At 33.0% G+C, this 12,424-nt stretch carries 11 protein-coding genes; 3 read left to right on the top strand and 8 right to left on the bottom strand.

From position 1 onward, the window contains the following. Nucleotides 1-62: 62 nt before the first annotated feature. Nucleotides 63-1,721: an AMP-binding protein gene (locus JM172_RS09385; RefSeq protein ID WP_214481937.1), complete on the top strand. Its 1,659-nt coding sequence runs from the start codon at nucleotides 63-65 to the stop codon at nucleotides 1,719-1,721. A 146-nt stretch (nucleotides 1,722-1,867) separates the two neighbouring features. Here JM172_RS09385 and JM172_RS09380 read toward each other — a convergent pair whose 3' ends face one another. The 4 genes from JM172_RS09380 to JM172_RS09365 form a co-directional block, all read right to left on the bottom strand. Further along, a complete protein-coding gene (locus JM172_RS09380; protein WP_214481936.1) occupies nucleotides 1,868-2,176 on the bottom strand; it encodes a cupin domain-containing protein in 309 nt (102 codons plus the stop codon). A 112-nt stretch (nucleotides 2,177-2,288) separates the two neighbouring features. Then, a complete protein-coding gene (locus JM172_RS09375; protein WP_214481935.1) occupies nucleotides 2,289-3,092 on the bottom strand; it encodes a DUF368 domain-containing protein in 804 nt (267 codons plus the stop codon). Nucleotides 3,093-3,230: 138 nt separating this feature from the next. Continuing rightward, the gene (locus JM172_RS09370) at nucleotides 3,231-4,541 is read right to left on the bottom strand and encodes an ATP-binding protein (RefSeq protein ID WP_250886592.1); all 1,311 of its coding nucleotides are present in this window, start codon (nucleotides 4,539-4,541) and stop codon (nucleotides 3,231-3,233) included. After that, a complete protein-coding gene (locus tag JM172_RS09365) occupies nucleotides 4,542-4,715 on the bottom strand; it encodes a hypothetical protein (RefSeq protein ID WP_214481934.1) in 174 nt (57 codons plus the stop codon). It abuts the gene before it with no gap. 282 nt (nucleotides 4,716-4,997) lie between these two features. Here JM172_RS09365 and JM172_RS09360 point away from each other — a divergent pair, with 282 nt between their 5' ends. Next, nucleotides 4,998-6,074: a hypothetical protein gene (locus JM172_RS09360; RefSeq protein WP_214481933.1), complete on the top strand. Its 1,077-nt coding sequence runs from the start codon at nucleotides 4,998-5,000 to the stop codon at nucleotides 6,072-6,074. A gap of 126 nt (nucleotides 6,075-6,200) precedes the next feature. Here JM172_RS09360 and JM172_RS09355 read toward each other — a convergent pair whose 3' ends face one another. The 4 genes from JM172_RS09355 to treP form a co-directional block, all read right to left on the bottom strand. Further along, on the bottom strand, nucleotides 6,201-6,599 hold the full coding sequence (locus JM172_RS09355; RefSeq protein ID WP_214481932.1) for a M23 family metallopeptidase: 399 nt from the start codon (nucleotides 6,597-6,599) through the stop codon (nucleotides 6,201-6,203). Between the two features lie 363 nt (nucleotides 6,600-6,962). After that, the gene (gene treR, locus JM172_RS09350) at nucleotides 6,963-7,679 is read right to left on the bottom strand and encodes a trehalose operon repressor (RefSeq protein WP_214481931.1); all 717 of its coding nucleotides are present in this window, start codon (nucleotides 7,677-7,679) and stop codon (nucleotides 6,963-6,965) included. Nucleotides 7,680-7,705: 26 nt separating this feature from the next. Then, entirely contained in the window at nucleotides 7,706-9,391 is a 1,686-nt protein-coding gene (gene treC, locus JM172_RS09345; RefSeq protein ID WP_214481930.1) for an alpha,alpha-phosphotrehalase, read from the bottom strand. Between the two features lie 385 nt (nucleotides 9,392-9,776). Continuing rightward, complete coding sequence (gene treP / locus JM172_RS09340) at nucleotides 9,777-11,183, bottom strand: PTS system trehalose-specific EIIBC component (protein WP_483297248.1); 1,407 nt, start codon at nucleotides 11,181-11,183, stop codon at nucleotides 9,777-9,779. A gap of 398 nt (nucleotides 11,184-11,581) precedes the next feature. Here treP and JM172_RS09335 point away from each other — a divergent pair, with 398 nt between their 5' ends. Beyond that, nucleotides 11,582-12,358, top strand: a complete 777-nt coding sequence (locus JM172_RS09335; RefSeq protein ID WP_214481928.1) for a DeoR/GlpR family DNA-binding transcription regulator — start codon at nucleotides 11,582-11,584, stop codon at nucleotides 12,356-12,358. The last annotated feature ends 66 nt before the right edge of the window (nucleotides 12,359-12,424 follow it).

Genomic DNA, 12,424 nt, shown 5'->3' with positions numbered 1-12,424 from the left:
TCTTTTGCTAGACGTCAGGTAAATTTAATGTGAAATTTTCAAAATTACATGAGGAGGTAATTATGACTACATTAAAAAACCAAACAATAGGAGATTTACTCCTTGAAGCGGTTTCCAAGTATCCTGATCAAGAAGCAGTTGTTTACTCAAAGTTAGGAAAAAGATTAACGTATAAGCAATTTTATGATGAGACAACAAATCTTGCCAAAGCATTACTAGGTTTAGGTATTAACAAAGGTGATCACATAGCCGTATGGGCTACAAATGTTCCTGAATGGTTATTACTCCAATTTGCTTCTGCAAGAATAGGAGCAATTCTCGTAACAGTTAATACTAGTTATCAAGAATCCGAGTTAGCATATTTATTAAAGCAATCGGACTCAACAAGTTTGTTTTGTATAAACGGATATAAGGGAACTTCTTACATAGATATTATAGAAAAGATAACTAAGTCAACATCTCAAAGCTTCAATAGTGAACAGCTCGATATTGATGACTTACCTTTCTTAAAAAACATCATTTATATCGGTTCTGGAGAGACTCCATCATATATGCTTAATTGGAATCAGCTTTTGGAACTTAGTGATGGCATAACGGATATACATCTTAAGGATGTTGAGGTATCTTTAAGGCCAGATGAAGTTATAAACATGCAGTATACTTCTGGCACAACTGGATTTCCAAAAGGTGTTATGTTGACACATAATAATATTGTTAATAATGGACATTTGGTTGCACAAGCAATGAAGTTGTCAAATAACGATAATTTATGTATCCCCGTACCATTTTTCCATTGCTTTGGCTGTGTCCTAAGTATTTTAGCCTGTGTTTCCGTTGGCGCTACAATGGTTCCTATTGTAGAATTTAACCCAGATGAAGTATTGTCAACAGTGGAAAAAGAGAAGTGTACCGCATTACATGGAGTTCCAACGATGTTCATCGCAGAATTAAATGATGAGAACTTTAACCAATATGATCTATCAACACTACGAACTGGAATTATGGCTGGCTCTAATTGTCCAATTGAAGTAATGAAGAAAGTCATGACCGAGATGGGTATGGAGGAAATTACAATTGCTTACGGTCAAACTGAATCTTCACCTGTCATAACCCAAACGACGACTAATGATCCGCTAGACAGACGTGTTAACTCTGTAGGTAAACCACACGAGCATGTAGAAGTGAAAATAGTTGATCCTGTTACAGGTAAAGAAGTACCATATGGAACACCTGGTGAACTTTGTACGAGAGGCTATTTAGTAATGAAAGGATATTACAACATGCCAGAAGCGACAGACGAGACAATTGACCAAGATGGATGGCTTCATACTGGAGATTTAGCTATTATGGACCCTGATCATTATATAGAGATTACTGGAAGATTGAAAGATATGATTATTCGGGGTGGAGAAAATATATATCCCCGTGAAATAGAGGAATTCCTATATAGACACGATGATATTTTAGATGTACAAGTAATTGGCATTCCTGATGAAAAGTATGGTGAAAAGGTAGCTGCTTGTATTAAAGTAAAGGAAGGTCGAACCATCACAGAAGAAGATGTGAAATCTTTTTGCACAGGTAAACTCGCTTTTTATAAGATTCCCAAATATATACAATTCGTAAATGATTACCCTATGACTGCATCAGGTAAAATTCAAAAATATAAACTTCGTAAACAGATCACCGAATGTATATGCCAAAATAGTAAAACAGTATAGTGTATAAATAATAGATTCGTTAACGTACATAAAAGATTCACTGTTCCCAGTAAAGAAGGATCAGTGAATCTTATTATAAGCTACTACTATATGTCAATTAACGCATAAAAGTTATGAAGAAAGACTCCCATTATACTCTATCCTCATTATTGTTTAGAAAGTATTATATAAACTGTTGCATCAGCTTCAGTGTTATTTTGAAGACTAACCTTTTCATGACCCTCTAATCTTAGTAAGTGATCCTTTGACAGTTCATGTTCTTCACCGTTTACCACAAACTTCACTTCACCTCCGACCACCTGCACAAAAATGTCATGCTTAGGGTGATTATGCTCTGCTACTTCTCCCCCAGGTGCTAGCTTTACCAATACTGTTGTAGAGTAGTCTGTCCGATAGACCACTTTTTTTAGCACTTTATTGTCATTTGTAAAATCAGATATATTTTTTATTTCCATTTTCATTGCCTCCTAGTTATAGATAGGTTGATTGATAACTATTCTCATTATAGATCAAAATAAATCCCACCATAGTGATATGAATCACTAAGTGGTGGGATTTTTTCTTTCGTTAGTTTTTGTTTTCGATTCTCCCTAAAATAACTGCTGTGGCAAACCCAACAGTAAGCGTCACTATACTAATAATAATTTGTCCGTCAATTCCTGGGTAAATAACAAAGGTTGATCCAGCCACCATTCCAATAATAGCTGCATACATCATTATTGGATATGAAGTAAGAAGATACTTTAACAATCTGCTCATAAGGACGATACCAGATAATACGCCCGCTCCAACAGCACCAATGACGATGAAATTAAACTCTGAAACTTCATGTAGAATAAGTTCATACATACCGATGAGCAACAATACAAAAGAGCCGCTTACACCTGGTAACACCATTGCCATACTTGCTAAAAAACCAGAAAAAAATAAAACTAATAATTGTGTAGCACCTATTGTCTCCAAAACTACAGTTTTTTGATTAAACAAAGATAGAGAAGCAATGGCTAGAAAGGCAATTACTAATAAGATATAGTGTTTACTAGTAAATGTATTTTTTATATCTGCTTTTATGTACAAAAACGGTAGTATACCGATAATTAACCCTAGAAAGAAAAAGTTAGTCGGTTGGGGGTATTCCTCCAATAGTACATCTATTAAATGACTTAAAAGAAATATAGCTGATAAAACCCCTACGCCTAAAGGAATTAAAAAGCCTAGTTGTTTTTTCCAATCTTTGCTAAAAAAACTATTAATCGCTTGTATCAATCTGTTGTATATGCCTAAAATGACTGCTATTGTTCCAGCACTTACTCCAGGAATAAGATCGCTTGTCCCCATAAGGAACCCTCTATAAAGATTTTTCCACTCCATATATTCACACCTTACTTATTGATAATTTAGGTAAAAACATTTCGTTGAAATTAACATCATATTATTTACTAGGTCATATGTCAAGTCCTATGTATAAACAGAAATTAATTGTATTAGTAGAAAGAATAAAACATTCTATTAATTACTAGATTTGTAAGCTTCGGGAACATGATCAACATGATCATTGTATACCGGTAACGTGATACTAACGGTAGTACCAACTGTAACAACACTTTCAATATTGATTGTTCCTTTGTGTTCATTTATGATTTTATTACTGATCGTTAACCCTAAGCCCATCCCTTTTTCTTTCAAGGTGAAGAATGGCTCTCCTATTTTATTGAGTCTTTCTTTCGGTATTCCTATGCCATCATCTACTACTATGACCTTAACAAACTTTTGATCAATATTGTTTACACTAATATCGATCCTTCCCCCTCTAGGCATAGCATCTATAGAATTTTTAATGATATTTATAAAAACTTGGATTAGTTGATTTCTATCACCGAATACTGTTGGGTCATATGAATCATTGCCAAAATCTATGATGATACCTTTCTCCTTCGCTTCATGTGATGTAATATTACAAACATATGATAGCGATTCACTTAATAAAAATGGATTATATTTTTTAGGCTGTGGCTTAGATAGTACTAACAGTTCACTAACAATGTGGTTAATTCTATCCATCTCTGACATGATGATCGAAAGATGATCTTTTGAAGCAGTATTATTTTCTCCCATTAACTGTAGAAACCCTTTAACACCTGTTAGTGGATTTCTAATTTCATGAGCTATTCCAGCCGCCATTTCACCGATTACCGACAATTTCTCTTTTTTCAATAGCATCGCTTCAGTAAGTTTTTGTTGTGTAATATCTCTACCAATAATGACGAGTCCTTTTCTTTCTCCACTATCATAAAACAATGGGACTTTTATCACATCGAAAGTTTTTGTCTCTTCATTAGGTAATATAAATGATTCATCTGCTCTTGTTATCTTCGCTTGCTTCCATGTATCGTTGTCTGATTTCAAACACTCATCGAACGCTTCTTTAAAAAAGGGATTAATTACCCCTAAATCTGCATCTGTTTTCCCAATATAATTAACCTCATTTAAGTGGTAAAGGTCCCGACCGAAATCATTTACCTTCAACCAACGTCCTTCACCATCTTTAAAACAAACGAAATCTGGCATGGAATTGATTAATAAGGATAATTGGTTTTCATCCTCTTCAGCCTTCTTACAATATTCAGTTTGTTTTATGAAACTATATAATAAATATGATGAAACCACTATAAAAATAATAGTTTCTACTAGTTTTAATGCGTAAGGATCATGCATTATGTTAAGAAGAATCAGAATATCATCTATAAAAAAAATCCAAACTATACCACCAATAAAGTATGCCAATACAAGTCGCTTATTTACAATTAATCTTGAATGCATCTACTCACCTTTTTCAACAGTATATACGATGATCATTCGAAATGATTTAGCCTTTAGTAAATCTAGCACATGCAATGTAAGAATAAAATTGTACGATATAAAATAAGCGATGATTAAAACACCGCCTATCATGCCCACCCTGTTGCTTTTTCGCAATAAAACGTATATTCGCATATAACTAACGTTCGGAGCGTATTTTCTACATATCACTTTCTTAAATGTAAGTGTTATGTAAAAGAACCTCACAAAATATACAAATACTCCTCAATAATTAGCTAGAAAGTAGTAGTCAAAATTAATTACATATTAGGTGAATGCATGATAATTCTATTATAGCAGAGATATAATCTATCAGTTGGATTTTTTCACCCTCAAATTAGTATAGAATATAACAAGATTGGTAATAGTGAAAATTTATGAAATATGTTATATAATGGGTGGCAGAGGTGGTTTAATATGACAAATGTGATCAAAAAACATAACTATATTTTGTTCTTGCTGTTAATTAGTATTATTTTAATTGCGAATTTCACTTTATACAACCTTCCATCATTAGAACCAATTCCCGACGCTGCAATTATAGGTTCATTACTTGATTTTATTTTAGTCATTCCTTTGTTAACTTACCTTTTCATTATTCGAAAGCGTTTTTCCATCAAATATATAGGTTTAGTTATTCTTCTCAGTTACGGTGTGGCATACTTAATTGTTCCTAATAATTATTTTAAAGAATTTCCCTTTGTAAACTATTTTGTGATTTTTTGCGAAGCAACTTTTGTATTACTAGAACTGTATATTTTATTTAAAATCGTCTCAAAAATGAAGATTATCATTAAAGACTATAAATCTAACCATTCAAATAGTACCTATTTCCAGCATAATATTAAGCAAACAGCTGAACAACATTTACCTGGAAATCGTATAGTACAAATTCTACTTACAGATATTAGTATGTTTTATTATGCATTCTTTTCATGGCGAAAGAAATTTACGAACCCGTCTGAGTTGAGATTTACGTACCACCATAAGACTAGTATGATTGCCTGTAATATTATGATCATTCATGCGATTGTGATAGAATCAATTGGCCTCCATTACTTTTTACATCAATGGAATGAAGTCGTAGCCTATATTCTTCTTATTTTAAACATTTACAGTGTTCTGTTTATCTTAGCTGAAATACAGGCAACTCGATTGTCTCCTTTTTTATTAACTAAACAAAGCTTGTTATTAACCGTAGGGTTTTCTAAACGTATGGATGTACCACTTGATAAAATTAAAGAGTTTAAGCATTATGATGGTCCAGAACAGATATCAAATAAAGAACTAAATACGTTATTTGATGCAAGAGCGATCGATTTTATAAAAGAAAAACCTTCGTTTGAGATTTTATTAAACGAACCTCAGCAAGTAAAGCTTCTATATGGTATGAAAAAAAATGTTAGCAGAATCATTTTGAATGTCGATCATCCTCAGGATTTTTATGACCAACTTGCTCAATACCTTGGAAATGAAAATTCTACTAAATCATGAAGAAATAGATAACTACAAGCTCAAGGCTGTCGACTAAGTCGACAGTTTTTTTGTATCTTAAAAAATAACGATCTCCGTCTACAATGTTAGCGTAACTTTTAGTCTACTAGAATAAAATATGATAGATCAACTTTCTATAAAATCCAACGGGTTAACAGCATTGGTTTTATTAATATTCCATCGACCTTTGTGAAGTTCAAAATGAAGATGCTGCCTTGAAGCATAACCCGTTTCACCCATATATCCTAATAATTGACCTTGTTTTACTAGTTTATTCACCTTTACCTTTCTTGTCCCTAGTTCTAGATGTGAATATACTGTCTCCCACGTTTGACCATTAATATGATGAACAACAAAAATGACTTCTCCATAGCTTTTTGATGTATACGAACGACTAACCTTCCCATTAGCAACTGCTAAAATCTCGGTTTTACCCGATTGAGAAATGTCAATACCGTGATGATTTGGCCTACGCTTTGTCCGAAAACCGGAAATAATTTTACCTTTACTAGGTCTTATAAACACAAAATTAACCTCCCCCTTTTTCAATATAATAGTAATTACTTGTACTAAAGGTTCTCTTTCTTATGTAAAATACATGTTTATCATGGGTATAAGCATTGCATGATTAACTTAGCTGAATTTCCTATTATATATCATGTAAACTTCGTCTTCACGTAAGAAAGTCAGCAGGAGACTATACTCCACCTAATGAAGAATTAGGGTTCATGTATAGTACAATTTTCACAATAATTAAGTGAGCAGTTTTTCTTCACAAAAAGAAAAGGCATGAGGTCGGTTTATTACCGCTCATGCCTAGATAACACCTAAATACTGAGTCTAACTCGGTCAGAACTACAATGAATGGGTCTCATAAAAAGAACTTTCTTATTGACCTCTTCTAGCAAAATCTACAAATTTGAACTTATCCATTCGATGTCTAGATTCTGTATATTGAAATAACTTAGCATCATCTAAATATACATAATTTTTGACTACAACAATGTGTCGATCACCATTTAAATCTAAGTGATGCTTATCTTCCTCCGTTGCCTCTTCAACTGTAATTTCTTTCTTTGCAAAGCTTATTTTGTAATTCAATTCTTTCTCTAAATATTCATAGATAGAATTCTTACAAATTTGCTTCGTTAATGTCGGTACGATTTTCTGAATAAAATAATCTTTATCCAAAATAATTCTCTCTTCATTGATTTCCCTAACTCGCACGACTTCCCATACTTTTTCAGTTGATGATATATTCAATTGATCTTGAATATAAAGGTTAGGTTCACTTAAAAAGACCTCATGAACATGTGTTGCTAATTGCCCTTCCATCTTTTGAGCAATTTCTTTAAAGCTTACTAGCTCTGATACCGGGAATTGAAGCTTTCGTAAATCCAACACGATAGACCCTTTACCCTTCACTTTTTGAATATAGCCGTTTAACGATAACAAATTCAAGGCTTTTCTAATCGTTTCTCTTGATGTATCATAATTTTTTGCTAAATCATGTTCAGATGGTAACTTTGTATTCGGTTCTATTTCTCCACGTTGAATCTTTCCTGTAATATCGTTATATATTGCATTATATTTGTTTTGTCTCATATTAAATCACCAAATTTATTGTATCATCATTTTGTCAAGTGATAAATAATCGATTCATACGGCCTTAGTTCGATATTATTAATGTTCATTGGTGAACCATCATAATTTGATAATAATATACTGTTAGAATAGCCATTTATTTCGACCGTTTCAGGTAAAAGAAAAGGAGCTTCTTTAGCATAAAAATTATTTATCACTAACAATTTTTCATTCTTAAAACTTCTCACATACGCGAAAATATACGGATGATCTTCTAAAATTAGTTGAAAATCCCCATATGTGATGATGTCATACTTTTTCCTTAATGAAATTAGTTTTTTATAATGATAGAAGACAGAATTGTTATCACGTAGAGCTTGAACTGCATTTATATGTTTATAATTAGCAGAAACATTAATCCAAGGTGTTCCTTCTGAAAAGCCAGCATTTTTGCTATTATCCCATTGTATAGGTGTTCTTGAGTTATCTCTAGATTTTTGTTTTAAAATGTTGATTATTTCGTTCTCTTTCATTCCTTCCTTCTTTTTAATCTCGTACATATTCAACGACTCTACGTCACGGTAATCCTCTATGCGATCAAAGTTAGGATTTGTCATTCCAATTTCTTCTCCTTGATATATATAAGGTGTCCCTTGCATCATATGAATCGTTGTTGCTAGCATTTTAGCAGATTCCTTATGGTACCTTTGATCATTACCAAATCTTGATACAATTCTTGGCTGGTCATGATTACACCAAAACAAAGCATTCCAGCCACCACCTTTGATCATTTCACTCTGCCATGTGGACAAAATTTGTTTTAGTTGCAAAAAGTTAAAATTTGCAACCTCCCATTTCTCTCCATTTGGATAATCAACCTTTAAATGATGAAAATTAAAGGTCATATCAAGTTCCTGTCTGTTTGGATTTGTATATTTAATACAGTGGTCAATCGTTGTTGATGACATCTCGCCGACTGTCATACTATCGTACTTTGAAAACACTTGTCTATTCATCTCATGTATAAACTCATGAACACGTGGACCATCGGTATAAAACTTCCTTCCGTCCCCTGTAGCACCTGATCTGGTTATGTCATCATTAGGAAATTGCTGATCTTTAGAAATAAGATTAATGACATCTAAACGAAAGCCGTCAACTCCTTTTTTAAACCAAAAATGCATCATCTTATATACATGTTCGCGAACTTGTTCATTTTCCCAGTTTAAATCTGCTTGTGTAATGTCGAACAAGTGTAAATAGTATTGACCTGTTTGATCATCAAGTTCCCAGGCTGAGTTACCAAACTTTGATTTCCAATTATTTGGTTCCTTTCCCATATCATCATGCCATATATAAAAATCACGATATTTATTTTTCATACTTTCACGTGACTGTTTAAACCAAGCATGCTCAGTCGATGTATGATTTACAACAATATCCATAATAACCTTCATATTTCTCTTGTGTGCTTCAGTTAATAATAAGTCAAAGTCAGCCATCGTTCCATATTCCTCATGAATACTAAAATAATCACTAATATCATAACCATTATCTCGCTGTGGGGATTTGTATATAGGTGTTAGCCATATGATGTCTACACCAAGTTCAGTTAAATAATCAAGCTTAGAAATGATTCCCTGTAAATCACCTACACCGTTTCCAGTTGTATCTTTGAAGCTTTTTGGATAAATTTGATATACTACAGATCTCTTCCACCAAGGGTCTTTCATTTTGTTACCACCTATCCTTTTGTTGAGTAATCTTGGATGCATTAATCATCGATTGTATTGATGACCATTTCATCGTTTCATTTACCTACTAATTCCTAGTCATACATATCCTGACCTTATAATTACTTATATTCTCTTTATAAAATCTACCACTGAGCTCAATAACTACACAAAATGAGCATCGCAGAAAAAGCTTTGCTTTTTCTGCGCTCAATCATCGTTTAGGATAAATTCACTAAAAAGAATATTTTAGTAAACACGGCTATATCAAATGAAGTTAAAAAATGAGTTATAAGGATTTTATATCCGACCTGTAACCTTTCAATCAAGTGGAAGATAGACGCCGTCTATTTTAAACAATCTCATGTGTACTTGAACATCTTAATTAGCTTTTCTTTAGTTTACCGTATACTATTGTTAATACAAACGGGACTACTAATACGATTGCCATACCTATAAAAAATGATATCCACTTATCAGGTACAATTGATAAAAATCCTGGAAGACCTCCTACACCTATAGAGAAAGCTTGAACAGCATTTATTGTAATAAATAAACCTGCTATTGCTGAACCAAGTATTGCAAAAAGAAACGGGTATTTAAACCGAATATTAACACCAAACATAGCTGGTTCTGTAATTCCTAAAAATGCTGAGATCCCTGATGTAAGTGATAACCCTTTTAGTTTTTCATCTTTTGATACTACCATCATAGCAAACGCTGCAGACCCTTGAGCAATATTCGATAAAGCAAGAATTGGCCATAAGAATGTTCCACCAGTACTACCTATCAGTTGTATATCTACTGCTAAGAAAGTATGGTGCATCCCTGTTACTACTAGTAATGCGTAAAGTCCACCGTATAATAATCCACCTAATGCTGCAAATTTATCAAAAACCAATACTAACCCATCTGTAATACCATTCCCAATTGCGAAAGTAATTGGACCAATAATAATAAATGATAAAAACCCAGTGACTAATAAAGTAATTGGTGCAACTAATAAAAGTTTGAAAGCATCCGCTATCCTCTTATTTAAAAACAGCTCAATCTTGGCTAATACAAATGATGCTATTAATACAGGTAACACTTGACCCTGATATCCTATTTTTGCTACGTCTAAACCGAATAAATTCCAGTAAGGAACTTCGTTATTTGCTAACGCATCTCCATAAGCCCATGCATTAAGTAAACCGGGATGAACAAGCATTAGGCCGAGCACTATACCGAGTAACGGACTTCCACCAAAACGTTTTACAGCTGACCAACCAATTAGACCAGGTAAAAAAACGAACGCAGTATTAGCAATTAAATTTATAATATCAGCAATATCTTTCCATTGTGTATGAACGTCTATTAAAGATTTCTCATCATAAAAAATACCTGGACCAGTTAGAATATTATTAATCCCCATTAATAACCCCGCGGTAACGATGGCAGGTAAAATAGGTATGAAAATATCTGCTAACGTTTTAATCATTCGTTGAATTGGGTTTAATTTCTTTTCGGCAACTGTTTTAATCTCTTCTTTAGTTGAACTACCTATTTCGGCCATTTCTACGAGTTGTTTATATATTTTATCTACTAAACCTTGACCGATAACAACTTGGAATTGACCATTCGCAAGAAAAGTACCTTTTACAATTTCTATTTTTTCTAAAGCTTCCTTATCTACGATATCATCATCTCTTAACGCAAACCTTAATCTTGTAACACAATGTGTTGCTGCCTCAATGTTTTCTTTCCCACCTATTGCATTAATAATTTGCTCAACTTGTTGTTTTTCCCCCATCATCTCACCCTCCTGATATCGCTTACATATTAAGTAAACTTGTATATACAAATTACACTTAAAGTATAAACCTGTATATACAAGTAGTCAATGATAATTTTTCATATGCTAATTAAGTATTATTACCTTAATATTAGGATCTTTCCTCAACTTTGTTGTGATAGTTCCTAAAATTGACAATAAAAACAGCATTTTACTCACCAATCATCGTTTTATAGAAGAAAAAAGCCCCGAAACCTAGTTGTATACGCGTTTATTTCCTAGTAGGAAAAACTACATTTCATATGAAAACAACTTAATATAACTTATTAATAATTGCTAAAACTTATAAACACTTGATTATTTTATTATTTTTACTTATAATCACTTATAACAACTGTGTAAAAGGATGTGATATTTTGTTCCAAGAGGAAAGAATGCTTGCCATTCTTAATTACTTAAAAATCCATAAAAAGATAAGCGTTGATGAAATTTGTCAACAATATAATGTTTCACGTGATACTGCTCGGCGTGACCTTGTCAAGCTTGAAGAAAAGCAAGCTATCTTGCGCACAAGAGGTGGAGCAATTCTACCAACTTTAAATAATGAAATTAAAAGTTATAAAGACAGACTACATCTCCTTTCTAAAGAGAAAGAAGCAATTGGTAGAGTAGCAGCCACGTTAGTAAATGATGGCGAAATTATTATTATGGATGAATCTACAACCGTCCAAGCTTGTGCAGAGTTTCTTCAAGCTACAGATTGTACAGTAGTAACAAATTCAATTAGTCATTCATTAATCTTGTCCAATAACCCTGGAGCAGACATATACTTGCTAGGTGGTCAATTAAATAAAGAACACCGTTTTCTGTATGGTTCATCCACTGTAGAAAAACTTTCACACTACAACGTTGACAAAGCATTTATTGGTGTTACTGGCATATCAAATCGCGGTCTGACCATTGCGCATGAAGAGGATGGATTTGTAAAAAAGAAAATGATTGAGCAAGCAACTGAAGTAATCGTTTTAGCTGATTCAACCAAATTTCATACACAGGCTTTTTTTACATTTGCAGCATTATCACAAATTGATGTGATCATCACTGATCAAACAATTGATGAATCACTCATGAAAGTTCTGGATGACCATGATGTTGAAGTATTAGTTGCCTCTTCACAAATGTTAAATTTATAAGGCTCTTTTCGTGTCTGTGTTGCTTTGTCACCTACTTTTGAGTAACTGATGAGTAATATATCATTT

Origin of the sequence: Bacillus sp. SM2101 (assembly GCF_018588585.1) — a bacterium.
GTDB lineage: Bacteria > Bacillota > Bacilli > Bacillales > SM2101 > Nanhaiella > Nanhaiella sioensis.
The sequence above is the reverse complement of the archived record's forward strand: the minus strand, read 5'-3'. Positions and strand labels throughout refer to the sequence as shown.

Bases quoted from the DNA above. Each gene is read 5' to 3' on its own strand.
- JM172_RS09385 (WP_214481937.1), top strand. From the start codon at position 63: ATGACTACATTAAAAAACCAAACAATAGGAGATTTACTCCTTGAAGCG.
- JM172_RS09380 (WP_214481936.1), bottom strand. From the start codon at position 2,176: ATGGAAATAAAAAATATATCTGATTTTACAAATGACAATAAAGTGCTA.
- JM172_RS09375 (WP_214481935.1), bottom strand. From the start codon at position 3,092: ATGGAGTGGAAAAATCTTTATAGAGGGTTCCTTATGGGGACAAGCGAT.
- JM172_RS09370 (WP_250886592.1), bottom strand. From the start codon at position 4,541: ATGCATTCAAGATTAATTGTAAATAAGCGACTTGTATTGGCATACTTT.
- JM172_RS09365 (WP_214481934.1), bottom strand. From the start codon at position 4,715: ATGCGAATATACGTTTTATTGCGAAAAAGCAACAGGGTGGGCATGATA.
- JM172_RS09360 (WP_214481933.1), top strand. From the start codon at position 4,998: ATGACAAATGTGATCAAAAAACATAACTATATTTTGTTCTTGCTGTTA.
- treR (WP_214481931.1), bottom strand. From the start codon at position 7,679: ATGAGACAAAACAAATATAATGCAATATATAACGATATTACAGGAAAG.
- treC (WP_214481930.1), bottom strand. From the start codon at position 9,391: ATGAAAGACCCTTGGTGGAAGAGATCTGTAGTATATCAAATTTATCCA.
- treP (WP_483297248.1), bottom strand. From the start codon at position 11,183: ATGGGGGAAAAACAACAAGTTGAGCAAATTATTAATGCAATAGGTGGG.